The sequence below is a fragment of the Gibbsiella dentisursi genome (assembly GCF_039539505.1).
GTDB lineage: Bacteria > Pseudomonadota > Gammaproteobacteria > Enterobacterales > Enterobacteriaceae > Gibbsiella > Gibbsiella quercinecans.
The window spans coordinates 2,105,104-2,129,161 of record NZ_BAABDG010000002.1 but is presented as its reverse complement, the minus strand read 5'-3'; the positions used below and the strand labels follow the sequence as shown (position 1 = coordinate 2,129,161).

The 24,058-nt window shown below is 57.6% G+C and carries 26 protein-coding genes and 2 pseudogenes; 18 read left to right on the top strand and 10 right to left on the bottom strand.

Annotated features, from left to right (window positions below):
* Positions 1-10 precede the first annotated feature (10 nt).
* The 6 genes from ABFX35_RS10115 to ureG are packed head-to-tail and all read left to right on the top strand — an operon-like array spanning position 11 to position 4,357.
* A complete protein-coding gene (locus ABFX35_RS10115; protein ID WP_095848319.1) occupies positions 11-322 on the top strand; it encodes an urease subunit beta in 312 nt (103 codons plus the stop codon).
* Complete coding sequence (gene ureC / locus ABFX35_RS10110; protein ID WP_346080654.1) at positions 319-2,022, top strand: urease subunit alpha; 1,704 nt, start codon at positions 319-321, stop codon at positions 2,020-2,022. Before ABFX35_RS10115 ends, ureC begins: the two co-directional genes overlap by 4 nt.
* A 9-nt stretch (positions 2,023-2,031) precedes the next feature.
* A complete protein-coding gene (ureE, locus tag ABFX35_RS10105; protein WP_095848321.1) occupies positions 2,032-2,502 on the top strand; it encodes an urease accessory protein UreE in 471 nt (156 codons plus the stop codon).
* Between the two features lie 15 nt (positions 2,503-2,517).
* Positions 2,518-3,060, top strand: coding sequence for a HupE/UreJ family protein (locus ABFX35_RS10100; RefSeq protein ID WP_346080651.1), 543 nt, complete (start codon positions 2,518-2,520; stop codon positions 3,058-3,060).
* The gene (locus tag ABFX35_RS10095; RefSeq protein ID WP_095848323.1) at positions 3,057-3,731 is read left to right on the top strand and encodes an urease accessory protein UreF; all 675 of its coding nucleotides are present in this window, start codon (positions 3,057-3,059) and stop codon (positions 3,729-3,731) included. Before ABFX35_RS10100 ends, ABFX35_RS10095 begins: the two co-directional genes overlap by 4 nt.
* Before the next feature lie 8 nt (positions 3,732-3,739).
* Positions 3,740-4,357, top strand: a complete 618-nt coding sequence (gene ureG / locus ABFX35_RS10090) for an urease accessory protein UreG (RefSeq protein ID WP_346080649.1) — start codon at positions 3,740-3,742, stop codon at positions 4,355-4,357.
* A 107-nt stretch (positions 4,358-4,464) separates the two neighbouring features.
* Here ureG and ABFX35_RS10085 read toward each other — a convergent pair whose 3' ends face one another.
* Complete coding sequence (locus tag ABFX35_RS10085; protein ID WP_346080647.1) at positions 4,465-5,379, bottom strand: LysR family transcriptional regulator; 915 nt, start codon at positions 5,377-5,379, stop codon at positions 4,465-4,467.
* A 110-nt stretch (positions 5,380-5,489) separates the two neighbouring features.
* Here ABFX35_RS10085 and ABFX35_RS10080 point away from each other — a divergent pair, with 110 nt between their 5' ends.
* From ABFX35_RS10080 to ABFX35_RS10070, 3 genes are all read left to right on the top strand, one after another.
* Positions 5,490-6,209 (top strand): SDR family oxidoreductase, encoded by a 720-nt coding sequence (locus ABFX35_RS10080; RefSeq protein ID WP_121525761.1) that lies wholly within the window; start codon positions 5,490-5,492, stop codon positions 6,207-6,209.
* An 88-nt stretch (positions 6,210-6,297) separates the two neighbouring features.
* A complete protein-coding gene (locus tag ABFX35_RS10075; RefSeq protein ID WP_346080645.1) occupies positions 6,298-7,092 on the top strand; it encodes an SDR family NAD(P)-dependent oxidoreductase in 795 nt (264 codons plus the stop codon).
* Positions 7,093-7,105: 13 nt separating this feature from the next.
* Complete coding sequence (locus ABFX35_RS10070; protein ID WP_121525760.1) at positions 7,106-8,158, top strand: SDR family oxidoreductase; 1,053 nt, start codon at positions 7,106-7,108, stop codon at positions 8,156-8,158.
* A gap of 59 nt (positions 8,159-8,217) precedes the next feature.
* Here the strand turns inward: ABFX35_RS10070 and ABFX35_RS10065 are convergent, their stop codons facing one another.
* Positions 8,218-8,640: a DoxX family protein gene (locus tag ABFX35_RS10065; protein ID WP_121525759.1), complete on the bottom strand. Its 423-nt coding sequence runs from the start codon at positions 8,638-8,640 to the stop codon at positions 8,218-8,220.
* Positions 8,641-8,896: 256 nt separating this feature from the next.
* On the opposite strand from ABFX35_RS10065, the gene ABFX35_RS10060 reads away from it, so the two are divergent.
* The gene (locus ABFX35_RS10060) at positions 8,897-10,597 is read left to right on the top strand and encodes a sugar phosphorylase (RefSeq protein ID WP_346080642.1); all 1,701 of its coding nucleotides are present in this window, start codon (positions 8,897-8,899) and stop codon (positions 10,595-10,597) included.
* Positions 10,598-10,607: 10 nt separating this feature from the next.
* On the opposite strand, the gene ABFX35_RS10055 is transcribed toward ABFX35_RS10060, so the two are convergent.
* Positions 10,608-12,011, bottom strand: a complete 1,404-nt coding sequence (locus ABFX35_RS10055; RefSeq protein ID WP_346080640.1) for an aminotransferase-like domain-containing protein — start codon at positions 12,009-12,011, stop codon at positions 10,608-10,610.
* A gap of 406 nt (positions 12,012-12,417) precedes the next feature.
* On the opposite strand from ABFX35_RS10055, the gene ABFX35_RS10050 reads away from it, so the two are divergent.
* From ABFX35_RS10050 to ABFX35_RS10015, 8 genes are read left to right on the top strand one after another with little or no spacing between them, the layout of a single operon-like run.
* Positions 12,418-12,900 (top strand): MSMEG_0572/Sll0783 family nitrogen starvation response protein, encoded by a 483-nt coding sequence (locus tag ABFX35_RS10050; protein WP_279028468.1) that lies wholly within the window; start codon positions 12,418-12,420, stop codon positions 12,898-12,900.
* A 13-nt stretch (positions 12,901-12,913) separates the two neighbouring features.
* Complete coding sequence (locus tag ABFX35_RS10045) at positions 12,914-13,915, top strand: Nit6803 family nitrilase (RefSeq protein WP_346080638.1); 1,002 nt, start codon at positions 12,914-12,916, stop codon at positions 13,913-13,915.
* Positions 13,875-14,984 carry an MSMEG_0568 family radical SAM protein gene (locus tag ABFX35_RS10040; RefSeq protein WP_413541223.1) on the top strand — a complete coding sequence of 370 codons (1,110 nt, stop codon included), beginning with the start codon at positions 13,875-13,877 and terminating at the stop codon, positions 14,982-14,984. Before ABFX35_RS10045 ends, ABFX35_RS10040 begins: the two co-directional genes overlap by 41 nt.
* A gap of 11 nt (positions 14,985-14,995) precedes the next feature.
* The gene (locus ABFX35_RS10035) at positions 14,996-15,556 is read left to right on the top strand and encodes an MSMEG_0567/Sll0786 family nitrogen starvation N-acetyltransferase (protein WP_346080635.1); all 561 of its coding nucleotides are present in this window, start codon (positions 14,996-14,998) and stop codon (positions 15,554-15,556) included.
* Positions 15,556-16,512: a sll0787 family AIR synthase-like protein gene (locus tag ABFX35_RS10030; protein ID WP_346080634.1), complete on the top strand. Its 957-nt coding sequence runs from the start codon at positions 15,556-15,558 to the stop codon at positions 16,510-16,512. The genes ABFX35_RS10035 and ABFX35_RS10030 overlap by 1 nt, the downstream gene beginning before the upstream one ends.
* A gap of 15 nt (positions 16,513-16,527) precedes the next feature.
* Complete coding sequence (locus ABFX35_RS10025) at positions 16,528-16,818, top strand: MSMEG_0570 family nitrogen starvation response protein (RefSeq protein ID WP_346080632.1); 291 nt, start codon at positions 16,528-16,530, stop codon at positions 16,816-16,818.
* 17 nt (positions 16,819-16,835) lie between these two features.
* Positions 16,836-18,116 carry an MSMEG_0569 family flavin-dependent oxidoreductase gene (locus ABFX35_RS10020; protein ID WP_346080630.1) on the top strand — a complete coding sequence of 427 codons (1,281 nt, stop codon included), beginning with the start codon at positions 16,836-16,838 and terminating at the stop codon, positions 18,114-18,116.
* A complete protein-coding gene (locus tag ABFX35_RS10015) occupies positions 18,097-19,809 on the top strand; it encodes an AMP-binding protein (protein WP_346080628.1) in 1,713 nt (570 codons plus the stop codon). Before ABFX35_RS10020 ends, ABFX35_RS10015 begins: the two co-directional genes overlap by 20 nt.
* A 73-nt stretch (positions 19,810-19,882) precedes the next feature.
* On the opposite strand, the gene ABFX35_RS10010 is transcribed toward ABFX35_RS10015, so the two are convergent.
* The 7 genes and pseudogenes from ABFX35_RS10010 to ABFX35_RS09990 form a co-directional block, all read right to left on the bottom strand.
* Positions 19,883-20,203: a type II toxin-antitoxin system RelE/ParE family toxin gene (locus ABFX35_RS10010; RefSeq protein ID WP_346080626.1), complete on the bottom strand. Its 321-nt coding sequence runs from the start codon at positions 20,201-20,203 to the stop codon at positions 19,883-19,885.
* Positions 20,200-20,484, bottom strand: a complete 285-nt coding sequence (locus ABFX35_RS10005; RefSeq protein ID WP_346080624.1) for a damage-inducible protein J — start codon at positions 20,482-20,484, stop codon at positions 20,200-20,202. The genes ABFX35_RS10010 and ABFX35_RS10005 overlap by 4 nt, the downstream gene beginning before the upstream one ends.
* Before the next feature lie 444 nt (positions 20,485-20,928).
* On the bottom strand, positions 20,929-22,026 hold the full coding sequence (gene tri1, locus ABFX35_RS10000) for an ADP-ribosylarginine hydrolase Tri1 (protein ID WP_346080622.1): 1,098 nt from the start codon (positions 22,024-22,026) through the stop codon (positions 20,929-20,931).
* Between the two features lie 129 nt (positions 22,027-22,155).
* Positions 22,156-22,590 (bottom strand): SMI1/KNR4 family protein, encoded by a 435-nt coding sequence (locus ABFX35_RS09995; RefSeq protein ID WP_346080620.1) that lies wholly within the window; start codon positions 22,588-22,590, stop codon positions 22,156-22,158.
* A 78-nt stretch (positions 22,591-22,668) separates the two neighbouring features.
* Positions 22,669-22,955, bottom strand: a pseudogene (locus ABFX35_RS24175) (DUF6707 family protein).
* A gap of 187 nt (positions 22,956-23,142) precedes the next feature.
* Positions 23,143-23,259, bottom strand: a pseudogene (locus ABFX35_RS24170) (RHS repeat-associated core domain-containing protein); the annotation flags it as partial.
* Positions 23,260-23,608: 349 nt separating this feature from the next.
* On the bottom strand, positions 23,609-24,049 hold the full coding sequence (locus ABFX35_RS09990; protein WP_346080618.1) for a hypothetical protein: 441 nt from the start codon (positions 24,047-24,049) through the stop codon (positions 23,609-23,611).
* Between the last annotated feature and the right edge of the window lie 9 nt (positions 24,050-24,058).

Genomic DNA, 24,058 nt, shown 5'->3' with positions numbered 1-24,058 from the left:
GGAGAACAGCATGATCCCAGGTGAAATCAGGGTGGCCGCCGGCGAGATTGAACTCAACGCCGGCCGTAGCGCGATATGGGTGACGGTTGAAAACCACGGCGACCGGCCGATCCAGGTGGGCTCGCACTACCATTTTTACGAAGTGAACCCGGCATTGGTGTTTGACCGTGCAAAAACGCGTGGCTATCGGCTGGATATTGCGGCCGGCACCGCCGTGCGTTTCGAACCCGGTCAGGCGCGCGAAGTGGCGCTGATCCCGGTCGTGGGCCAGCGCATTATTCGCGGCTTTCGTGGCGATATTCAGGGGGAGTTGGATTCATGAGCAAAATTTCCCGCCAGGCCTATGCGGAAATGTTTGGGCCGACCACCGGCGATCGCGTGCGGCTGGCCGACACGGCGCTGTGGATAGAAGTTGAGCAGGATTACACCGTTTACGGGGAAGAAGTGAAATTCGGCGGCGGCAAAGTGATCCGCGACGGCATGGGCCAGGGGCAAATGTCGGACACCGAATCGATGGACGTGGTGCTGACCAACGCGCTGATTGTCGATCACTGGGGCATCGTCAAAGCCGACATCGGCATCAAGAACGGCCGCATCGCGCTGATCGGCAAAGCCGGCAATCCCGACATTCAGCCCGGCGTCACGGTGCCGATTGGCGCTGGCACTGAGATCATCGCGGCGGAAGGTAAAATCGTCACCGCGGGCGGCATTGATGCCCATATCCACTTCATCTGCCCGCAGCAGGCGGTTGAGGCAATCACCTCCGGCGTAACGACCATGATCGGCGGCGGCACCGGCCCGGCGACCGGCACCAATGCCACCACCTGCACGCCGGGGCGCTGGAATATTACCCGCATGCTGCAGGCGGCCGACACTCTGCCGGTGAACGTCGGCCTGCTCGGTAAAGGCAACACCTCCAGCCACGAAGCGCTGCGTGAACAGATCGACGCGGGCGTGATCGGCCTGAAGCTGCATGAAGACTGGGGGTCAACCCCGGCGGCCATCGACAGCTGCCTGCAGGTGGCGGAAGAAGAAGACGTGCAGGTGGCGATCCACACCGATACCCTCAATGAAGCGGGCTTTGTTGAGGATACGCTCAAGGCGATAGGCGACCGCGCGATTCACACCTTCCATACCGAAGGGGCCGGCGGCGGCCATGCGCCGGATATCATCCGCGCCTGCGCCTTCGCCAACATTCTGCCATCCTCCACCAACCCGACGCTGCCTTACACGGTCAACACCGTTGATGAGCACCTCGATATGCTGATGGTGTGCCACCACCTGGATGCCGGCATTGCCGAAGATATCGCGTTTGCCGAGTCGCGTATCCGGCGGGAAACCATCGCCGCCGAGGATATTCTGCATGACATCGGGGCGTTTTCCATGACCTCGTCGGATTCCCAGGCGATGGGGCGCGTTGGCGAAGTGATCATGCGCACCTGGCAAGTGGCGCACAAAATGAAGCTGCAGCGCGGGCCGCTGCCCGGCGACAGCGAAGAGAAAGACAATTTCCGCGTTAAGCGCTACATCGCCAAATACACCATCAACCCGGCGATTACCCACGGCATCGCGCATGAAGTCGGCTCGATTGAGCCGGGCAAACTGGCGGATCTGGTGTTGTGGAGCCCGGCCTTCTTTGGCGTGAAACCGGCGCTGATCGTCAAGGGCGGGATGATTGCCTATGCGCCGATGGGCGATATCAATGCCTCGATCCCCACGCCACAGCCGGTGCACTATCGGCCGATGTTCGGCACGCTGGGCGATGCGCGCCATGCCACCCGCATGACCTTTTTGCCAACCCGCGCGCTGCGCAATGAGCTGCCCGGCCAACTGGGCCTGAAAAGCCTGATAGGCGAGGCGAAGAACTGCCGCGGGGTGCGGAAATCCGACATGGTGCATAACGATCTCACCCCCGATATTCAGGTTGACGCGCAAACCTATGAAGTGCGGGCCGACGGCCAACTGCTGGCCTGTGAACCATTAAGCGAATTACCGATGGCGCAGCGTTATTTTTTGTTTTAAGGAGGAACAATGCTTTTTCTTACCCGCAAGCTGGCGGCCGGTGCCAACGTTAACGCCACCGCCAGGCTTGATTTCGATACCCGGTTGAAAAGCCGGGCGCGCATCACCCTGGACGACGGCCGCGAGGCCGGGTTGCAGCTTGAACGCGGCTCGATGCTGCGCGGCGGCGACATTCTTTGTGACGACAGCGGCGAGCACGTGGTGCGGATTGAAGCCGCGCCGGAAACGGTTTCCGTCGCGCGCTGCGGCGATCCGCTCAAACTGGCGATCGCCTGTTATCACCTGGGGAACCGCCATGTGCCGTTGCAAATTGAAGCCGGGCGCGTCGCTTATTTGCACGATCACGTGCTGGACGACATGCTGATCGGCCTGGGGCTTATCGTCAACAGCGAGCAGGCGCCCTTTGAGCCGGTGCCCGGTGCGTATGAAACCGGTTCGCACGCCCATTCCCACTCGCACCACCACCATCACCACCACTGATCGCGGAGAAAGAAGATGAAATATGGTTTGCCGTTTTTATTGCTGTTGGTTGCCGGGCCTGCGCTGGCGCACCCCGGCCACGGGCCGGAAAGCCTGAGCGCCGGGTTATTGCACCCGCTGACGGGGTTGGATCACCTGCTGATGCTGACCGGCGCAGGCATTATTGCGGCACTGGGGCAACGCCCGCGCAGCTTTATCTTCGCCACGCTGGCGGCGATGCTGGTGGGTGCGCTGGCGGGCCGCGCGCTGGGGGCGTTCAGCGGGATGGAAATGCTGATTGCGCTTTCCGTGCTGGCGGCGGGGGCGATGATTTTTGCCGCCTTCACCGGGCGTGGCGCCTGGCTGATGCCGGTATTGGCGCTGGCGCATGGTTGGGCGCACGGTGCCGAAGGCGCCGCCGACGGTTTCTGGCTGTTTACCGCCGGCTTTATGGCCACCAGCAGTGCCCTGTTGCTGGCCGGTTATGCGGCCGGTGTGCAACTGCGCCGCCATCCTGCGCTGCGTAAAATCGCCGGCAGCGGCTGGCTGGCCGCCGCCGCGGTGGTGCTGGCCGGATGATAACGCCGCTGCAACAGCTGCGCCTGCTGCAATTGAGCAGTGCCTCGCTGCCGGTCGGCGGATTTACCTATTCGCAGGGGCTGGAGTGGGCGGTGGAGGCCGAATGGGTCACCAGCGCGGCGCAGTTTCGCCAGTGGCAACAGTTGCAGATCGAACAAGTGTTGATCCGCCAGGATTTGCCGCTGTTGCTGCGGCTGTATAACGCCTGCGCCGCGCAGGATGCTGAGCGCTTCGCTGACTGGTCGCGCTTTTTATTGGCCTGCCGCGAAACGGCGGAGCTGCGTACCGAAGAGCGGCAGCGCGGCGCGGCGATGGCACGCGTGCTGGCGGGGCTGCAACTGTCGCCGCCGCCGGCCTGGCAGGGCGCGCTTGGCCTGAGCCAAAGCGGCGGGCTGGCATGGGCCGGTTATTGCTGGCAAATCCCCGCCGATGCTTTGCTGCTGTCTTTGGGCTACAGCGCGCTGGAAAGTGCGGTGATGGCGGGCGTGAAGCTGGTGCCTTTCGGGCAGCAGGCGGCGCAATCATTGCTGGCGGATCTGAGCGAAGTACTGGCGCAGCAGTTGCCGCTGGCGCTGGCCCTGAGCGATGACGAACTGGGCGGCAGCCTGCCGCTGGTCGCCATCGCCTCTTCGCGCCATGAAAACCAACATACCCGATTATTTCGTTCTTAGGAGCAGTCATGCAGAACTACAAACAACCGCTGCGTATTGGCGTGGGCGGCCCGGTCGGTTCGGGCAAAACGGCGCTGTTGGAAGTGCTGTGCAAAGCGATGCGCGAACGCTATCAGTTGGCGGTGGTCACCAATGATATTTATACCAAGGAAGACCAACGTATCCTGACCGAAGCCGGTGCGCTGGAACCGGAGCGCATTATCGGCGTGGAAACCGGCGGTTGCCCGCATACGGCGATCCGCGAAGATGCCTCGATGAACCTGGCTGCGGTGGAAGAGCTCAGCCGGAAATTCGGCAATCTCGACATTATCTTTGTTGAAAGCGGCGGCGATAACCTTAGCGCCACCTTCAGCCCGGAGCTGGCCGATCTCACCATCTATGTGATTGACGTGGCCGAAGGTGAAAAAATTCCCCGCAAAGGCGGGCCGGGCATTACCCGTTCCGATTTCCTGGTGATTAATAAAATCGATCTGGCGCCATACGTCGGCGCTTCGCTGGCGGTGATGGAAAGTGACACCGAGCGGATGCGCGCCGGCAAACCCTGGACCTTCGCTAACCTGAAGAAAGGCGAAGGGTTGGAGAACATCATTGCTTTTATTGAGCACCAGGGCATGTTGGCCGAGTGAGGCTTTGCCAGGCCCCGTTGGGGCCTGGCAGCATGCCGGTGATCCTGTCACTTATGCAAGCGTTCAGCTATGCCACCCCATTATCGCTTTGCCTTCACGTATCCGTTTTATCTTGCATAATCAGGCCGTTGTCGGCGGTTTTCACTCGCCAACTGCCCGGCGATGTAATCAATAAAGGCGCGCAGCCTTGGCGTCACCTGGTGCCCGCGTGGGTAAACCGCGTTGAGCGGGGCAGCGGATTCCGCGTGCTGTGGCAGCACCTGGATGAGTGCGCCATCGGCCAGATCGTCCGCCACATCCAGAAACGACTTCAGCACAATGCCCATGCCCGCCAGCGCCATGGCATGGGCCGCTTCGCCGTCGTTGCACACTGTGCGGGCGGTGAAGCGCACGGCTTGCTCATCATCGAAGCGCCATTCGGCTAGCGCAGCGGCACCGATATGTATGCAGTCATGGTTGGGCAGATCCGCCAGGCTGCGTGGCTGGCCGTAGCGCCGCAAATAGGCCGGCGAAGCGCACAACACGCGCCGATTGGGGGCCAAGGTACGCGCGATCAGGCTGGAATCCGGCAGCTCGCCATAGCGCAGCGCCAGATCGAAGCCGTTTGATATCAAATCCAGCACGTTATCGCTGAGCTGCAGTTGAATTTGCAATTGGGGATGTAACGCACGGAAGCTTGCCAGCAAGGGCACCAGTCGCCGCCGGCCAAAGCCATTGGGCGCGGTGATTTTTAGCACCCCGGAGACGTCCTCGCTTTGGCGGCGCAGCGTTTCTTGGGCCAGCTTTAACTCGGCAATGATCCGCACTGCGTGGGTTAACAGCTGCCGCCCTTCGTCGGTGAGCGATAGCCGGCGTGTGCTTCTGTTCAGCAAATGCACGCCTAACCGTTGCTCAAAATTGGCCAGCCGCTTACTGACCACCGACAGCGATACGCCAAGCTCATGGGCGGCGGCGGTAAAGCTGCCCAAAGACGCGGTGCGTTCAAATACGATCAGGCCGGGCAGATCATCAATCAGGTTCATCGCAGCGTATTCTCAACATAATGGAAACAGTTATTCCTGATATTTTCCATTTTAATCGTATAACACATCAGCAAGAATGATTTTTCATCCTTTTTTAAGAGGGAAAGATCATGCATACCAGTCTTACCAGGCAACAAGTTTTGGTCGTTGGCGGCAGTTCCGGCCTGGGGCAGGCCATTGCCAAGGCGTTTGCCGCGCAAGGCGCCGCCGTCACTATCGCCTCTCGTAATCAGGCTAAACTGAAAGCTGCGGCCGAAGCTATCGGCCATGGGGTGCAAACCGCGGTGCTCGACACCACGGATAATGCTGCGGTGGAAGCCTTTTTTGCCCAGGCCGGGCGTTTCGATCACGTGGTGGTGAGCGCCGCCCAAACGCCGGGCGGGCCGGTTCGCCAATTGCCGCTGGCCGACGCCAAAGCGGCGATGGACAGCAAATTCTGGGGGGCCTATCACGTTGCTCGCGCCGCCAACATCAATGAAAGAGGGACGTTGACCTTTATCTCCGGCTTTTTGAGCGTGCGCCCGGGCAATTGGGTACTGCAAGGTGCCATCAATGCGGCGCTGGAATCGCTGGGCCGCGGCCTGGCGCTGGAGCTGGCGCCGCAAAAAGTGCGTGTGAATACGGTTTCGCCCGGCATGATCGCCACGCCGCTGTGGGACGGAATGGACGCGCAGGCGCGCCAGGCGATGTACGACAAGGCGGCCGCCACGCTGCCGGCGCGCGTGATGGGGCAGCCGGAGGATATCGCCAACGCGGTGTTGTTCCTGGCGACGACGCCTTATGCCACCGGTTCGACGGTGCTGGTGGACGGCGGCGGCGCTATTGCCTAAACCGCCGCCGTACGCTTCCCACCGGTTTTCGCCTACGCTAACGCGGTGCAGTAGTGCCGCGTGATGACTCACTGATGGAGTACCACATATGAAAATCGATCTCTCCGGCAAAACTGCATTGATCACCGCTTCTACCGCGGGCATTGGGCTGGCGATTGCCCAGGGCCTGGCCGAATCCGGCGCCAGTGTGTTACTCAATGGCCGCAGCGCCGGCAGCATTGCCAAAGCGAAAGACAAACTGCTCGCCTTGTATCCGCAGGCGCAGGTTAGCGGCATCGCGGCCGATCTAAGCACTGGCGCCGGCGCAGACCAACTGATAGCCGCTTTGCCCAGCGTGGATATTCTGGTCAATAACGCGGGGATCTACGGCCCGCAGGACTTTTTTGCTACCGATGACGCTACCTGGGAGCGCTATTGGCAAACCAACGTGATGTCCGGCGTGCGGCTGGCGCGGGCGTTACTGCCGGCGATGGTCAATAAAGGCTGGGGCCGGGTGGTGTTCATTTCATCCGAATCGGCGTGCAACATCCCGGCCGATATGGTCCATTATGGCGTGACCAAAACCGCGCAGTTGGCGTTATCGCGCGGGTTGGCCAAGCGTGTGGCGGGCAGCGGGGTAACGGTCAATAGCGTTTTGCCGGGGCCGACCATTTCCGATGGTTTTGCCGAAATGATGGCGGAAGAGGTGGCGCGCACCGGCAAATCGCTTGAGACGCTGGCGCGTGAATTCGTGATGGCCAACCGGCCCAGCTCGGTTATTCAGCGTGCGGCTTCGGTGGAAGAGGTGGCCAATATGGTGGTCTATGTCTGCTCACGCCAGGCTTCGGCGACCTCGGGCGCTGCGCTGCGGGTGGATGGCGGTGTGATTGACGATATCGTCTGATTGGAGATGACCCATGAGCGAAAAGAAAATAGCCGTGGTAGCGGGCGCGCTGGGCGTTATTGGCCGTAATTTGGTCGAATACCTCGCCACGCAGGATGACTGGCAGGTGTTTGGCCTGTCGCGCCGTACCCCGCCTGCGGGTACGCCAGGCAACTATATCGCCGTCGATCTGCTCGATGCCGCTGCCACCCGCGCCGGGCTTTCGCAACTGACTGGCGTCACTCATATCTTCCATGCCGCCTATCAGGCGCACGCTACGCCGCAGGCGCTGATTGACGCCAACCTGGGGATGTTGCAAAACCTGGTGGAAACGGTGGCTGAATTTTCCCCGTCGTTGCAGCGGGTGGTGCTGTACGAAGGCGGCAAATACTATGGCGCACATTTGGGGGCGTTTAAAACCCCGGCGAAGGAAGATGATCCGCGGCATATGCCGCCGAATTTTTACTACGCGATGGAAGACTGGTTGTATGGCTATGCGGCGGGCCGAAGCTGGGACGCGGTGGTATTGCGGCCCGATGTGGTCTGTGGTTTTGCCCTCGGCAATCCGATGAATTTGGCGATGGAGATCGCAGTCTATGCCACCATCAGTAAGGCGTTGGGGCTACCACTGCGTTTCCCCGGCACCGCCACCTGTTACGGCAAGCTGGCGCAGGTGACAGACGCCACGCATCTTGCGCATGGTTCGGTATGGGCGGCCACCGCAGCCGCCGGGGGGCAGGCCTATAATCTGACCAATGGCGATATTTTCCGCTGGTATCAACTGTGGGAAGCCGTGGCACGCTGGTTTGATATGCCGCTGGCAGAGCCGTTAACGCTGCCGCTGGCGGAGTATATGGCTGACAAAGGGCCGCTTTGGCAGGCGCTGGTGGAAAAGCACAACCTGCTGCCGGTGCCTTACGAGCAGCTTGCCGCCTGGGAATTCGGCGATTTTATTTTCCGCTGTGATTGGGATGTGATCGCCAGCACCACCAAAATACGCCAGGCCGGTTTCCATGATGTGGTAGACAGCACCGAAATGTTTATACGCTTGTTCGAGGAGTTCCGCGCACGCAAGGTTATCCCTTAAGCACAACAGGCTGCGGCGGTGCCGTTATGGCGAAGCCGCCGCTCACCTGCCGCGGGCGGCTACCGCCAGTTCGGGTTTTTCATGATGCTATACCGCCCGCACCCCAGCAGCGCGATCGCCAGGCCGGCAAAGAAATAAACTGCGATTTCCTCAAGCCCCCAGCCGCCAACCTTGGTGAGCGTGAAAATAATGCCGGGCTGAGTGATTAACCAGGCGAACAGCATGGTTGCGCAGAAAATCAAGGCGGCGGGCCGCACCAGGATGCCGAAAATAAACATCAGAGGAACGATGATTTCCCCCACAAAAACGCCATAAGCCACAAACGACGGCATACCATGGTGCACCACCATGCCGATAATACTATTGATGCCGTATAACAGTTTATGCACGCCGTGAAACAGCATCATGGCGCCGAACGATACGCGCAGCAGCAATTTTCCCAGATCGGGTTTGTCTAGCCAACGGTTCAAAGATACGTTCATTTTGTCCTGTCCTGTTTAAACTTAAGTGACTGACGAGCGGGGGTTTCAGGAGAGTATATACCTTAACCAATCCGCTGGGCAGAGCGGCATGGTAACGATAATCTCGTGGAAAAAGTGAAGATTCGCCAGGGGGAAGGCGTTGCAACATGCTGTTTTTCATCCGCGGAAAATAAACGCACCGAATTTGCATCACAGCGCCGAACGTTTATAAAGGGAAGGGTACAAAAAGTGACGGCCAACCCAAAGGTGGTAAGTGATGAGCCCAGATTTTGTCCAGCAACTCCAGCAGGCGTTAAACAAGCTGTATCCTGCCGAGCAGCATGCGCGGTTAATCGAGGGAATTCGGGGGCTGCTGGAAAAGTGGCAGCGCACCGCCGGGCAATTGGCGCAACCGATTGACGAAAAAACAGTTTATTTAATCGCCTACGGCGACAGCCTGCACCAGGAGGAGCAAAAACCGCTGACGGTGTTGAAACAGTTTGCCGATCGCTGGTTGCAGGGGTTGGTTAGCGATATTCACTTGCTGCCGATGTTTCCGTGGACATCCGACGATGGTTTCAGCGTGGTCGATTACCGGCGCATTAACCCGGAACTGGGCGATTGGTCGGATATCCGGGCGTTGAACCAACATTTTGATCTGATGTTCGACTGCGTGATAAACCATGTTTCCAGCGCCAGCGTGTGGTTCCAGGGCTACCTGAAAGGCGAGGAAAAGTACCAAAACTACTTTATCGAAGCCGATCCGCAGGCCGATTACCATTATGTGATGCGCCCGCGCGCCTTGCCGCTGCTCACGCCCTATGTAAAAGCGGACCAGCAGCGCGTGTATGTCTGGACCACCTTCAGCGAAGACCAAATCGACATTAACTTCCGTGAGCCGGCGGTGCTGCTGGAAAGCATCGATGTGCTGCTGCAATATGCCACCACCGGCGGGCGCTCGATCCGCCTTGATGCCATCGGGTTTATCTGGAAGGCGGCGGGCACGCCCTGCATCCACCTGCCGGAAGTGCACCAGATTATCAAACTGTGGCGCTTGATCCTCGATCGCGCCAATACCGGCTGCCGCCTGATCACCGAAACCAACGTTCCGCACAATGAAAATATCCGCTATTTCGGCAACGGCGATGAAGCGCATATGGTGTATCAGTTCCCGCTGCCGCCGTTGACGCTGCACGCGTTTTTGCGCCAGGATTCGCGCTGGCTGAACGCCTGGGCTACACAACTGAGTTCAGAAGTTCACCCACCCAACACCACCTTCTTTAACTTCCTGGCCAGCCACGACGGCATAGGCCTGCGGCCGACGGAAAACCTGCTGGACGACACCGAACGGGCGTTCCTGGTCACCGAAGTGGAGCGCCGCAAAGGGCGTATCTCCTGGCGCAGCAATGCCGATGGCAGCAAATCGCCGTATGAGCTGAACATCAACTATCTGGATGCGATCACCGATCCGGATGATGATATCGCCACCAAGGCGGATAAGTTTCTGGCCGCCCAGTCGATACTGTTGGCCTTTCGTGGCGTACCCGCCTTGTACTATCACAGCTTGTTGGGCAGCGAAAACGATCTGGCCGGCGTGGAACGCTCCGGTATCAACCGCCGCATCAACCGCGAAAAGCTGGCGCTGAAACCGTTGGAAAGCGCCTTGTTAACGCCGGGCACCCTGCGCGCCGAGGTTTTCCACCGCCTGCGCCACTTGATTTATTGCCGCCGCACGCAGCCGGCGTTTTCACCGCAGGCCACGCAGCGGGTGTTAAAGCTGGGCGATGCGCTGTTCGGCATTGAACGCTCCGACGCACGCAGCGGCGAGCGCATTAGCTGCGTGGTGAACATCAGCAGCCATGCGCAGCGGCTGCAACTGCCGCTGCCGGGCATTGAGCTGATCACCTTGACGGCGTTCGACGGCACCCTGGTGCTGCGGCCGTGGCAGGCCGTGTGGATCAAGCATGAGGGCGGCTAAACGCCCGTGCCTACAGCGCGCCGCTGGTAAAGTGCTCCGGGTATTCCATCAGATCGGCCACCGTCGCCAGGTTGTCTTCGCATAGCTGGCGGCTGTAGGCGCCGCCCAGGCACAGCCGCAGCGCGGCCGGCGGATTGTTGTCGGTGCAGAACGCCGCGCTGGAAACCGCGCTCACGCGGTGCTCCCGCAGCCGGATCGCCACGTCGGACGGGTTCCAGTGCAACTGTTTGGGCAGATGCAGCCACAGGTGGAAGCCATGAGGATCCGCCTGATAGTGGAACTTATGCAGGTATTTGGCGGCCAGTTTCTGGCGGATCGCCGCTTCCTGGCGAATCGCCGCCAGCACTTTATCGGCAGTGCCATCGCCAATCCATTGGCTGGCCAGCGCATTGGTGACCGGGCTGGACATCACGGTTAACGCCCGCAGGGCGCCGGCCAGCAACTGGGTAGAGCGTTTGCCCGGCCCTTTCACGTAGGCAATGCGCAGCCCGGCGCCGAAGCATTTCGACAGCCCGGTGATATACCAGGTCAGCTCCGGCACCAGTTCGGCAAACGGGGTGACGTGGTGTTCGGGCAGCGCGGCGTAGGCATCGTCTTCAATGATCGGTACGCTGTAGCGCAGCGCGATATCCGCCAGCGACTCACGACGGCGCAGCGGCACCGTCAGCGTGGTGGGGTTGTGGATGGTGGGGTTCAGATACAGCGCGCTGACGTTGCCCAACTGGCATTGGTTCTCGAATGCGCGCGGCAGCGGGCCATCGCCGTCGCACTCCAGCGCGTGCAGCGGGATATTCAACTGGCTGGCGATTGCCTTCAGCCCCGGGTAAATCAGGCTGCCTACGCAGATCGTGCCGCCTTTGCGGCCCAGCAGCGTCGCCAGCCCTACCAGCACGCTGTGAATGCCGGGGCACACTAACACCTCGTCGGCATCCAACTGCGGCAGGCGCTTGCCCAGCCAGATCATCGCCGCCTCTTTGTCATTCACCGTTCCGCCGAAATCCTGATAGCGCAGCAGGCTATACACATCCTGGTGTGCGAACAGATTCAGCGCGCCCTGGCGAATCGCGTCGGCCACATCCGGCGCTTCAGGCTCAATTGGCGAGTTCATGGTCATATCGTAACTGCTGCCGCTGCTTAGCGGAATCGCCGGGACCTTGCCGCGGATAAAGCTGCCCATGCCGGGGCGCGAATCAATCAGGCCGCGCTTTCTGGCTTCGGCGTAGCCACGCGTTACCGTGGTGTAGTTCAACGCCAGCGCCACCGCTAAATCGCGCAGCGGCGGCAGGCGATCGCGCGCCTGGAATTCGCCGCTTTTCACCCCGTCGGCGATCAAATCGGCAATCAGCAGGTATGCCGGCCGCTGGGTTTGCTGGCGAAGATAGGCCGCCCAGCGCTCATAAATAGGGTCGATCATGATTTTACAGCCCTTTTTGACGCCGCCGCCCGCGGCAGGGTTAACGGGAACGCTGACACTGTAGTGTGAAAAACACCCGTTATGCAATCATTGTTGTATTGATTGCATTAATGATTGGATATTGATTTTTATTGTGCGCATTAATAGTGCATTTAAGCATCAAATAAGTGCGTACATGGAGTGCTAAGTGATCGATTGTGTATTTCTTGTGAATACAAAACGGTAAAAGTAAATTTTTTTACCGGGATATTGCGCCGATGATTCGCTAATGATTGCATCGGTGATTTTTGTGCTGGCACGCCCCTTGCTCCAGTGATTACGTCGCGTTATCGCACCATTGGCGAAATGCATCGTAATGGGGAGCCACTGGCTTCTCACCTATAACTGAGACAATGCGGAGCACACCATGCCAAAAGTAACCTTACCTGCCCATAAAACCGGTGATTTCCTGGTCGACTATGAAGAAAAAGTTTTTGAAGACGTGAAGGCGGAGCCGGGCCAAAAAGCCCTGGTGACGTTCCACACCGTGGCGTTTGAAGGCTCGATCGGCTTCGTCAATATGCTGCAGGCCACCCGCCTGCTGCGCAAAGGCTTTGAAACCTCGATCCTGCTTTACGGCCCGGGGGTCACGCTGGGGGTACAGCGTGGTTTCCCTACGCTGGGCGCCGAGGCGTTTCCCGGCCACCAGAACTACAACAATCAACTGACCAAGTTTATGGCGGAAGGGGGCAAGGTCTATGCCTGCCGCTTTGCGCTGCAGGCGCTGTACGGCCATGGCGAACCTTCGCTGATTGAAGGCATCCGGCCTATCAACCCGCTGGATGTGCTGGATCTCAAGCTGCTACATACGCGTGACAATGCGCTGATCATCGACACCTGGACCATGTAAGCGGAGGCGCGAGATGGCTCAGTCACGTACGGTACGTGCGGCTGCGGTTCAGATCGCGCCAGATCTCCACGCGGCCAGCAAAACGCTGGCCCGGGTTCTGGACGCCATCGATCAGGCAGCGGCGCAGGGGGCGGAAATCGTGGTCTTCCCGGAGACTTTCGTCCCTTATTACCCCTATTTCTCTTTTATCACCCCGGCGATGACCGCCGGCGCGGCCCACCTGCGGCTTTACGATGAGGCGGTCCAGGTGCCCGGGCCGATTACCCAGGCGGTGGGTGAGCGGGCGCGGCTGCGAGAGATCGTCGTGGTGCTGGGCGTTAATGAGCGCGATGGCGGCACGTTGTATAACACCCAGTTGGTTTTCGATGCCAGCGGCAAACTGGTGCTCAAACGGCGCAAAATCACCCCGACCTACCATGAACGCATGATCTGGGGGCAGGGCGACGGCGCCGGGCTGAAAGTCGTCGATACCGCCGTTGGGCGCGTCGGCGCGCTGGCCTGCTGGGAGCATTACAACCCGCTGGCGCGCTACAGCCTGATGACCCAGCACGAAGAGATCCATTGCAGCCAGTTCCCCGGCTCGCTGGTCGGGCCGATCTTTGCGGAACAGATGGATGTGACTATTCGCCACCACGCGCTGGAATCCGGCTGCTTTGTGATTAACGCCACCGGCTGGCTGACGGACGCCCAGATTGAAGAGCTGACGCCCGATCCGGCGTTGCAGAAAGGGCTGCGCGGCGGTTGCAACACCGCCATTATCTCGCCGGAAGGGCGCCACGTTGTGCCGCCGCTGACGGAGGGGGAAGGGATCCTGATCGCCGATCTGGATATGCGCCTGATCACCAAACGTAAACGCATGATGGATTCGGTGGGGCATTACGCTCGGCCGGAGTTATTGAGCCTGCGGCTTGACGACCGCCCGGCGCGCTATGTGGTGCCCAGCTACAACGAATCCGCCCGTGAAGGAGAAAATGATGACGACGCCGAGCCTGTCCAGACAACAACTGATTACTGAACTGCTGACGCAGGGCGTGAATGTGGTGAACCCGTCGGAACAGCATGTGAGCCGCCACGGCGGCGCCGGCCCTTCGGATCATCAGGCGGTCACTATCGACGGCGTAACGGTAATGGTGCCGATCTACACCCAAACCGCGCGCCATTCGGCATGGCAGGTGAAGCATGCCGAACAGGGCAAAACCACGTTATTGAAAAACCAGATCCCGGTGCGGGACATCACCTTTGCCCATAAGCCGCGGTTCTATGATTTGCAAACCGCAGACGGCATCCCGTACTCGCACATCGCCACGCTGCACGGCACCGATGTGCTGGCCACCACGGTGCTGCAAACCTGTATCCGTTATGAAAACCGGCGCAAAGCCTGCCAGTTTTGCGCCATCGGCCAATCATTAGCGGCCGGAAGCACTATCGCCCACAAAACCCCGCAGCAGTTGGCCGAGGTGGCCAAAGCGGCGGTTGAGCTGGACGGCGTGAAGCACATGGTGATGACCACCGGCACGCCTTCAGGCAGCGATCGCGGCGCCCGCTTGCTGGTGGAAAGCGCGCAGGCGATCAAAGCCGCGGTGGATTTGCCGTTGCAGGGGCAATGCGAACCCCCGGGCGACCCGGTGTGGTTCACCCGCATGAAAGAAGCGGGGATCGACGCGCTCGGCATGCACCTGGAAGCGGTAACGCCGGAAGTGCGCGCGCGCATTATGCCCGGCAAGGCCCAGGTGACCATCGAACAATATATGGTGGCCTTCGAGCAAGCGGTAGCCGTTTTTGGCCGCGGGCAGGTCAGCACCTATATTCTGGCCGGCATGGGCGACACGCCTGAAGCCATTCTGGCGATTTCGGAACGGCTGATTGCGTTGGGCGTTTACCCGTTCGTGGTGCCGTTTGTGCCGATCAGCGGCACGCCGCTGGAACACCACCCGGCGCCCAGCACCGCGTTCATGGCGTCAATCCTCGAACCGCTGGGGCGCATGCTGCGTGAAGGGCAACTGCGTTCAAGCGATATCAAGGCGGGGTGCGGCCGCTGCGGCGCCTGTTCATCCCTGTCCAGTTTTGAACAGGCGGTCGCCTGAGGAGGCGCAAAATGCCCGATTATTCCGAATACACCATCAAATGGGTCACCCTGCCGTGGGAACGCCGGCAGGCCTACGCCTTGCGCCAACGGGTGTTTTGCCAGGAACAGGGGCTGTTTGAACAGCACGATCTGGATGACATCGACGAACAGGCCCACCTGCTGGTGGCGCTGGGCACCCTTGCCGGTTGGCATGAAGAAGTGGTGGGCACGGTGCGCATTCACCAGCCGCAGCCGGGCGTGTGGTTCGGTTCGCGGCTGGCAGTCGACGGCCGCTTTCGCCGCCAGGGCCAACTCGGGCCGATGCTAATCCGCCTGGCGGTCAGCAGCGCCCACGCGCTCGGCTGCCGGGAATTCTATGCGCATGTTCAGCAACAGAACGAGCCGCTGTTCCGGCGCATGCACTGGCACACGCTGGATACAGTGATCTTGCGCGGCCTGCCGCATGCCTTTATGCAGGCCGATCTGGCCCATTACCCTCCCTGCCACGATCCGCTTAGCGGCATGGTGCTTAACGCTCGCCTGCCGCGAGTGCCGGCGGAGCTGGCGCCGCTGATGATGAGGGTCGCCTGATGGAATTGCCGGAACTGCTTACGGCAGTGCGCCAGCACAGCGGCATTGCACACAAAAGCGATATCCAACGGGTGGCCGCCGCGTTGCAACAAGCCTGGCCGCTGGCCGGCCACCCGAACGGCGACGATTGCGCGGTGTTGCCCACCGCAGACGGCTTCAGCCTGCTGGCAATGGAAGGCTTTATCAATGGCTTTGTGGAGTTGGATCCTTGGTTCGCCGGCTGGTGCGGCGTGATGGTGAACCTGAGCGATATCGCCGCCATGGGCGGGCGGCCGCAGGCGGTGGTCAATGCACTATGGAGCAGGCAGGACGACAAGGCCGAACAGATTTTGCAGGGCATGGCGGCGGCATCGCGGGCGTTTCAGGTGCCGATTGTCGGCGGGCACACCAACCTGCGCAGCAACCAGGCGCAGTTGGCGGTGGCGGTGCTGGGACATGCCCGGCGGGTGTTGAGCAGCTTTGCGGTCACGCCCGGGCTAACGCTGATCGCCGCCATCAATCTGGCGGGGCGCTGGCACCCGCCGGGGTTGAACTGGGATGCCGCCACCGCTGCTGAGCCGGCGGCACTGCGCCGGGCGCTGGCGCTGTTGCCAGCCCTGGCGGAGGAACAGCGGGTGATCGGCGCCAAAGATATCAGCCAGGCCGGTCTGCTGGGCACGCTGGTGATGATGATGGAAAGCGCGCAGGTGGGCGCAACGGTGGATCTGGCCGCGGTGCCCAAACCTGCAGCGTGCGGCTGGCAAGAGTGGCTGTGCGCTTTCCCCAGCTTTGGCTACCTGTTGGCCACCGAAGCGCAGCAGGCGGAAGCAGTTATCGCCCGTTTCACCCAGGCCGGGATTACTGCGGCAGCGATTGGAACCTTTGATGATTCGCTGTGCCTCACCGTTGCGCATAACGGCGAGCGTGGCTGTTTTTGGGATTTGCATACCCAGCCGTTAACCGGCATGGGCCGATAACTTCAGGAGGTGACTATGCCTGCAATGAATTTTGTCGTGTGTTGGCCGGACGGCAGCAAAGAGAACTGTTATTCGCCGTCTACCGCCATCGAAAAACATTTGATCGTTAACCACACCTATACGGTGGAGGCGTTTGTGCACGCCGCACAAACCGCGCTGGATGAGGCCAGTGCACGCGTTGCCGCCAAATTCGGCTATGCCTGCTCCAGCGCGATGGATCAGTCCCGCGCCATTGGGCAGAAGGCACAACAGTTCGCCGCTACCGATCCGGTAGTGGTTGAGAAAATTACGGTGATCGGGCAATGAATCAGGTGGGGAACAGCATGCAACGCAATCAATTTCCAGTCGTTATTGTGGGGGGCGGCCAGGCCGGGCTGGCCATGAGCTATTGCCTGACGCAGCGCCATATCGATCACGTTATTTTGGAACGACACCAGTTGGCGTGGGCCTGGCGCGAACAGCGCTGGGATAACTTTTGCCTGGTGACGCCGAACTGGCAGTGCAAGCTGCCGGGCTTCCCGTACGACGGCGACGATCCAGACGGCTTTATGGTGAAAGATCAGATTATTGATTACGTCCAGCGTTATGCCGACAGTTTTAATGCCCCGTTGCGTGAAGGCATTAGCGTTATGCGCGTTAGCCAGCATAGCGATGGCTACCTGCTGCACACCAGCGCCGGCAACTATTATGCCGGCCAGGTGGTGATCGCGGTGGGCAATTACCACCGGCCACGCTTCCCGGCGATCGCCGCGCGCCTGCCGGCGGGCATTGTGCAGGTGCATTCGGCCAATTATAAATCGGCGGAGCAACTGCCGGCCGGTGAGGTGCTGGTGGTCGGTTCTGCGCAATCTGGCGCGCAGATTGCCGAGGATCTACACCTGAGCGGGCGCAAGGTGCACCTGTGCGTCGGCAGCGCGCCGCGGGTATCGCGCTTTTACCGCGGGCGGGATGTGGTGGCCTGGCTGGAGGATATGGGGCACTACAAACTCACCGTTGACGATCATCCGTTGGGCGAGGACGCCCGGCGCAAAACCAACCACTACGTCACCGGCCGCGACGGCGGGCGCGATATCGATCTGCGCGCCTTTGCCTTGCAGGGAATGCAGCTCTATGGGCGGCTGCTCGATTTGCGCGACGGCAAACTGATCACCGCCGACGATCTGGCGAAAAACCTGGACGGCGCTGACGCCACGTCGCAAAAAATCAAAGACAGCATCGACGAATGGATTGGCGCGCAGGGGATCGATGCGCCGAGCGAGCCGCGCTATCAACCGCTTTGGCAGCCGGAAAACCCGCCGACGGAGATTGATCTGCAACAGGCCAACATTACCAGCATCATTTGGGCGGTGGGGTTCACCACTGATTTCAGTTGGATCGACCTGCCGGCATTTGATGAACGGGGCTACCCACTGCATCAGCGCGGGCGCTCGGTGGTGCCAGGGCTCTATTTCCTGGGGTTGCCGTGGCTATGGACCTGGGGCTCCGGGCGTTTTGAAGGCGTGGGGGAAGATGCGCAACACCTGGCCGGGCACATTGCCGAACGCAGCGGCGGTGCAACGGCGGGTAACCCGCAGGCGGTGGCGAATGATTATGCGCTGCGTTGAAACACCGGATCGGCATCGTTTCCGCGAGGCCTATTGGCGCCAGCAGGCCGAGGCGCTTGACTGGCACACCCCTTACCAACAGGTGGCGGCCTATCAGGGCCACGGCCCGCGCAGCCGCTGGTTTGTGGGCGGCACCACCAATCTCTGCCACAATGCGCTGGATCGCCACCTGGCGGCACGCGGCGACAAAACGGCGATTTTGCACTGCGATTATGCCGGGCAGATCACGGCGCTGAGCTACCGCGAACTGCACCAGGAAGTGCAGGCCATGGCGTGGATGCTGCGCCAGCAAGGGGTGGGAAAAGGGGACCGGGTGTTGATTTGCCTGCCGATGATCCCGCAGGCGGCGATCGCGATGTTGGCCTGCTGCCGCCTGGGCGCGGTGCATGTGGTGGTTTATTCCGGGCTAACTCATGAACCGTTAGCCCAGCGTATCCGGGCCAGCCAGCCGAAAGCCATCATTACTTACGCCGGGCAGCGCGAACAACCCTGCGCCGCACACCTGACGCAGGCGTTGTGCAGCAGCGGCTATCGCTGCCCGTTGATTGACGTGGGCTCCGCTCATTTTCAGCAGCAGCGCCAGCGTGCGCTAGGCCGTACCGTGCCGTGTTGTTGGCTGCCGGCGGACGCGCCCTCGCATCTGCTGTATACCTCGGGCACCACCGGGGAGCCCAAAGGCGTGGTGCGCGACACCGGTGGCTATGCGGTGGCGCTGTTGGCATCGATACGCAACATCTTTCAATTGGGCGAGGACGAGATCTTTTTCACCAGTGCTGACGTGGGCTGGGTGACCGGGCACAGTTACGGCGTGTATGCACCGCTGTTGGCGGGCCTGACCACCGTGATGGTGGAAGCCAGTGCGCTGAATAAGCCTGGCGCCCGCTGGTGGCAATGGGTGGAACAGTTGGGGATCACCCGGATGCTGACGGTACCCGGCGCGATGCGTATGGCCCGGCAACAGGGAGCGCCCCGCGCCGATCTGCGCAGCCTGCGTGCAATCTATCTTGCCGGCGAACCGTTGGATGAGCCTACGCGGCAGTGGGTGGCCGCCGTCACCGGCATCAAGGTGGAAGATCACTATTGGCAAACGGAAACCGGCTGGCCGATCCTGACCGGAGCAGGCGGCCAACTGCGCCCGGTATCGCCGCGTGACGTTGAGGTGCTGGACGATGTCACTGGCGAACCCTGTGCCGACGGCGTGCCCGGCACATTGGTGATCCGCGATACGCTGGGGCCTGGCGGCATGAGCACGCTGTGGCAGGACGACGTTGAACATGATCAACGCTACTGGCGGCGAGAGCAGGGGCGATGGCTGTATTCCACTCACGATCGTGCAGTGCGCAATGCGCAGGGGGCGATCACCGTGTTGGGTAGAATGGATGATGTGATCAATGTTGGTGGTAAGCGGCTATCGACCGTTGAGGTTGAGCGTGCGGTGTTGGCGATCGACGGCGTCTCGGAAGCGGCGGCGGTTGGCATCGCCCATCGCCTGCTGGGGCAAATGGTGAGCCTGTATCTGGTGACGTCGTTTGATGCGGGCCGTGATATGCGTCAGTTGAAACAGCGCGTGCGGCAACGGATCGTGGCCAGCTGCGGCCGGCACGCACTGCCCCGGCATATCTATTTTGTGGTTGCGTTGCCGCGCACCTTTTCCGGCAAAGTGGTGCGCAAACAATTGGCGAGTAGGGGATGAGAGAGGGCATTGGGCTAGCGAAGCGGGGCAGGGAGGCCGGCTTTGGGTTGGGGTGTTGTTTTAAAAGAGAGAGCTAACTTTTTTGTTGCGTCTGATATTTCGTCGACACCTTGCGCGAGGTATGTAATATCCGCAAGATATGCACTTCGTTTATCTTTCGTTTCAGCGCATAGATAATGATGAACGGGAACTTTGTCAGCACCAGTTTTCTTCTTTCCCCTGACTTGCCTATATCGATCCCCGCTTCCGGCGTGGCTTCCAGCAGCAAAACCGCCGACTCGAACTTGTCATCCGCCCCATTCGCTACATCCAGTCCGGCTTCTTTATACAGGTAACGATAGATACCTTCACGGTCTGCCAGCGCTCGTTTTTCCCAACGCCCGCTGACTGTCACAACTCACCTCGCGCCGCCCGCGCTTTCAGTTCATTCATCCGCTGACTGGCATCCTCATTGCTGATGAACTCACTTTCTCCCGCATCATAACGAGAGAACGCTTCCCGTACTTGTGCCTCAAGCCATTCATCACCGAGATTACGCTGATGCTGCCGCTCTTCTTCGGCCAGCTCTTCCGCCCGCTGACGCATCAACTCCGTCAGCGTGACCTGATGACGCTCGGCGGCCCGCATCGCCAATCGTTTGATTTCCTCATCGATTCTGAAGTGAATAGTGCTCATCGCTGCCTCCCGTGGTGTCATTCGTGTTGTCATTTTATGCTACTTTCCCTGTTTTTTCCTCTTCTTCGCTTTACGCTTAGTCGGAGGCGTTTTTCCATGCACTTTTTGTGAGTGCCCGATGACGTCCGCGTGTAGACCTGTGTCGACTCCCGCTTCTTATGGCCCAAGATGCTGGGTTGCATCGTCATCACCGTGCAGGATCTGCGGGAGTTGTGGCACAGTCTGGAAGGATTAAACCGGGAAGTGTTCGATGAACGCGCCGCCGACTTACTTCAAAGCCGGTAAGATAAGTTCTGAGTACATGGCTAATATTGATTTGGCAATTTATTTTTCTAAGGTTTTTATTTGGATTTTTACATATGAACTGATTCCTTTCGTTTGACTGAGGAAATCATGTTATTGGGCGACAATTTTTGATGTTACAAGCAAACTCCTGCATTAATGTTATCTTTTAGATGGATCAGAATGACCCCATAGTTGTTCAGCTAAAACAGAAATACGTTCTTCCTCAACCAGTTTATCCCGCCATACTTGCGGGATCCCAGAGTATCCATACAGAGCCCCTGCAATTTGTCCAGCCGTCGCTGCGACGCTATCGGCATCGTCAGCCAGATTTGCAGCCAATAAAATAGCATCATGAAAATTAGATGTATTCCAAACAGCCCACAACGCTGCTTCAAGCGTGTCAATCACATATCCGCTAGAGCGAATATGTTCCCGGGTTTTATTTTTGTAAATTCCCGCATTAATTAGCGCTGTTCTGGCATTCAAAGGGCAAGTTTTTGTTGCCAGGGCCTCAGATTTGTTAGCGCCATTAAGTAAATGATGCAGTATCATTCCCAGCAGACGGCAGCAGTCCATAGACTCTATCGCTCCATGAGTGGCCTTACCTTGTAATTCAGATTGTGCCAGGGTATGTAGTAAAGAATGACGATGAAAAATAGCGGCAGGAGCCAGACGTATTATTGCCGCGTTTCCAGCCGTGTGCGCATCATTATTTCCGAACCACTCATTCCCATATTGCAGGTAAGCCTCCAGCGCGTGACGAGTTGCATTGCCGATATCAAAACAAATGCCATTCGAACTGTTTGTACCATAGTGATACCAGTTCACTAAACGATTTCTAAAATCGGTCACGTTTAGATCATGGCAGTGTACGTAAGTTTCGGCCAGGCAAAGCGCCATAGACGTATCATCTGTCCATTCTCCCGCTTTAAGTTGGAATGGACCACCGCCAATCATATCATTGACGTATTTTTGGTCGCGAGGTAAAAACTCAAGCGTGGTGCCAACTGCATCACCAGCCGCAAGGCCAACAAGAGAGCCTTTCGCTCTGTCCAGTAATTTTTCTTCACTCAGCTGTGGCCCGACGGAATGTAGCCAGTCTGGTAAATCGGATGGATCGCTAAGCCACCGATTATAATCCAGGTGCAGACCACATTCTTCCTGAAAAGCCTGATGATAGCCATCAGGTATTACGTATGGGTAATTCTCATGAATAAAAATTTTTAAAGAGGAAACATCTGTATGCAAATCTAACAAAATAACCTCCAACTAGATAGCGTGTATGGTGTGGACTCTGGTCGAGCATAACCAGACATACTAACAAAAACATATCAGTGTCAGGCCGTACTAAATGATATGAGTTGATAAATATCTAATGCAAGTCATCTATGAAATTAAATTATCAGCACCATTGCCTTTCATTAGTAAATCATAAAGACTATTAGAGATGAAAGTAGCATCCTCAATATCAAGATTCCCGAATCCTACTTTATATAGACCATAACCATTACCCCCTGTTGCATAAAATATTACCTGCCCCCCTTCATCATCACCTATAGCTATTGCATCAGGAATATATTTTTGAATATGGTAAGATTCATTCATCTCAATACATCCTTCAGCGCCCCATATTCTAATATATGACTTGCTTTGTACTAAAATTTCAGCTTCTGAAACTTGAGATATAAAATAAACATATTCTTCTGGGATATGTTCTCCTGAGAAAAAATTCTTAATTATTTTTATTTTTTTAGACGAATCACCTGGATTTTTAACTTCCAGTTTGAAGAACTCATGAATTTTAGATATGTTAATTCGCATATAAACCATATCCTGTTATAAGGAGCCTTTAACTTACATTAACACACCATCAATATAAACTGTTCGGCGTATACTGGTTCAGGTTAATCCCCCCGCCATTTCTTTTTCTCTGGCCATCTTTGATTTTAGGGATAGCGCGTATTCTATCCAAGTCCAGGAATCAAAGTCATTGTTAAAGGGAACTTCTGTCAATATATCTAATAATTCATCGGTTAATGAATTTTTTTTAAAACATACAGGCTGTATGCTAATCTGGTTAGAGATTCAAGTAATATGATTGTCGTCTTTTTGTTTTTATTTGGTGTTTTTAAAATAAATTCATTGAGAGATGGGCTGATTTTTTCTATTTTATTTTTTATATTCATTATGATGTCTCTTACCTATTCAAGGTGCCGTTGCTATCAAAAATCTTCTAAGGTTTTCGAAATGATGCTATGAGTAGGCACTGCCTGAGGCGAGGTTTGCGCCTCGGTAGCAGCAAAAAGGCGGGAATTTTCCCGTCAAACGGCCTGTCCAGCGACTGGTAATTATATCTCTACGATTAGATCAAGGAGTCAACCCCAGCGGATCGATCCACCCCAACGCATTCGGCGCATACTGATAAAGATTTATCCCACCCGCAAACCCTATCGGGTCTTGTTGCGTAAACCGGCCTACCTCTGGGTCGTACTACCCATTTGGGTTGTAATGGGTCAAGGATTTTGCATCGTAGTTCATACGCTACCGCCCTTCAGTGATAGTTTTTATCTGCACAAAATTATTTTAAATCAATTGGTAATGAAAATATAGACTGATTGAAGCATAGTAGTATCCCCATATCGGCGTGGACAGGGTACGCGATAACTGTATATCTGGCAGGAGACTGGTTGTCATAGTTCGGCCTGCTCGGGGAACCGCTAGCGATCAGCGTGATGCCTGGCAAGGTAGTGCTTCAGATTCCGCAAGAAAATATATTGGCGTAACAGAATATAAAGAATGGCCGGGAAGATTCAAAGATATCCATTCCGGCCATTTATTTTTACTTCATCTCTTTTTTCTTAGCTAAGTAAAAATCAAGATACTTTTTCGGTCTTTCTTTAAATGCACGAGCTTTGCCATAACTATAGGCGTCGTCAAAGTATTTATATGATTCATCATATTGTTCTAACTCATAACAGACCATTCCAAGATCGATCAACGGAGCAGTATCTATATCTGATCCTCGCGTTTGCAATGCGACTTCCGCCCATTTTTTAGCCTCTTGGAAAGCTGCCATATCAAAATAAGCACTATATATACATGCTGCAATCCAACCGGCAATTTCCCACTCTAGCTTAGATTCAGGAAGCAATCCCCAAGCCTTGTTATATTCATCTAAAGCCTCTTCATAAGATTTACCATCATGAAGTTCATTGCCTTTCTCTACAGTAGAAACTATTATCTCTTCTAATTTTTTATTTTCTTCAGCAAGCTCTTTCATTACACACCA

Excerpts from the sequence above, each read along its gene's own strand:
- ABFX35_RS10115 (WP_095848319.1), top strand. The coding sequence starts at position 11 with ATGATCCCAGGTGAAATCAGGGTGGCCGCCGGCGAGATTGAACTCAAC.
- ureC (WP_346080654.1), top strand. The coding sequence starts at position 319 with ATGAGCAAAATTTCCCGCCAGGCCTATGCGGAAATGTTTGGGCCGACC.
- ureE (WP_095848321.1), top strand. The coding sequence starts at position 2,032 with ATGCTTTTTCTTACCCGCAAGCTGGCGGCCGGTGCCAACGTTAACGCC.
- ABFX35_RS10100 (WP_346080651.1), top strand. The coding sequence starts at position 2,518 with ATGAAATATGGTTTGCCGTTTTTATTGCTGTTGGTTGCCGGGCCTGCG.
- ABFX35_RS10095 (WP_095848323.1), top strand. The coding sequence starts at position 3,057 with ATGATAACGCCGCTGCAACAGCTGCGCCTGCTGCAATTGAGCAGTGCC.
- ureG (WP_346080649.1), top strand. The coding sequence starts at position 3,740 with ATGCAGAACTACAAACAACCGCTGCGTATTGGCGTGGGCGGCCCGGTC.
- ABFX35_RS10085 (WP_346080647.1), bottom strand. The coding sequence starts at position 5,379 with ATGAACCTGATTGATGATCTGCCCGGCCTGATCGTATTTGAACGCACC.
- ABFX35_RS10080 (WP_121525761.1), top strand. The coding sequence starts at position 5,490 with ATGCATACCAGTCTTACCAGGCAACAAGTTTTGGTCGTTGGCGGCAGT.
- ABFX35_RS10075 (WP_346080645.1), top strand. The coding sequence starts at position 6,298 with ATGAAAATCGATCTCTCCGGCAAAACTGCATTGATCACCGCTTCTACC.
- ABFX35_RS10070 (WP_121525760.1), top strand. The coding sequence starts at position 7,106 with ATGAGCGAAAAGAAAATAGCCGTGGTAGCGGGCGCGCTGGGCGTTATT.
- ABFX35_RS10065 (WP_121525759.1), bottom strand. The coding sequence starts at position 8,640 with ATGAACGTATCTTTGAACCGTTGGCTAGACAAACCCGATCTGGGAAAA.
- ABFX35_RS10060 (WP_346080642.1), top strand. The coding sequence starts at position 8,897 with ATGAGCCCAGATTTTGTCCAGCAACTCCAGCAGGCGTTAAACAAGCTG.
- ABFX35_RS10055 (WP_346080640.1), bottom strand. The coding sequence starts at position 12,011 with ATGATCGACCCTATTTATGAGCGCTGGGCGGCCTATCTTCGCCAGCAA.
- ABFX35_RS10050 (WP_279028468.1), top strand. The coding sequence starts at position 12,418 with ATGCCAAAAGTAACCTTACCTGCCCATAAAACCGGTGATTTCCTGGTC.
- ABFX35_RS10045 (WP_346080638.1), top strand. The coding sequence starts at position 12,914 with ATGGCTCAGTCACGTACGGTACGTGCGGCTGCGGTTCAGATCGCGCCA.
- ABFX35_RS10040 (WP_413541223.1), top strand. The coding sequence starts at position 13,875 with ATGACGACGCCGAGCCTGTCCAGACAACAACTGATTACTGAACTGCTG.
- ABFX35_RS10035 (WP_346080635.1), top strand. The coding sequence starts at position 14,996 with ATGCCCGATTATTCCGAATACACCATCAAATGGGTCACCCTGCCGTGG.
- ABFX35_RS10030 (WP_346080634.1), top strand. The coding sequence starts at position 15,556 with ATGGAATTGCCGGAACTGCTTACGGCAGTGCGCCAGCACAGCGGCATT.
- ABFX35_RS10025 (WP_346080632.1), top strand. The coding sequence starts at position 16,528 with ATGCCTGCAATGAATTTTGTCGTGTGTTGGCCGGACGGCAGCAAAGAG.
- ABFX35_RS10020 (WP_346080630.1), top strand. The coding sequence starts at position 16,836 with ATGCAACGCAATCAATTTCCAGTCGTTATTGTGGGGGGCGGCCAGGCC.
- ABFX35_RS10015 (WP_346080628.1), top strand. The coding sequence starts at position 18,097 with ATGATTATGCGCTGCGTTGAAACACCGGATCGGCATCGTTTCCGCGAG.
- ABFX35_RS10005 (WP_346080624.1), bottom strand. The coding sequence starts at position 20,484 with ATGAGCACTATTCACTTCAGAATCGATGAGGAAATCAAACGATTGGCG.
- ABFX35_RS09995 (WP_346080620.1), bottom strand. The coding sequence starts at position 22,590 with ATGCGAATTAACATATCTAAAATTCATGAGTTCTTCAAACTGGAAGTT.
- ABFX35_RS09990 (WP_346080618.1), bottom strand. The coding sequence starts at position 24,049 with ATGAAAGAGCTTGCTGAAGAAAATAAAAAATTAGAAGAGATAATAGTT.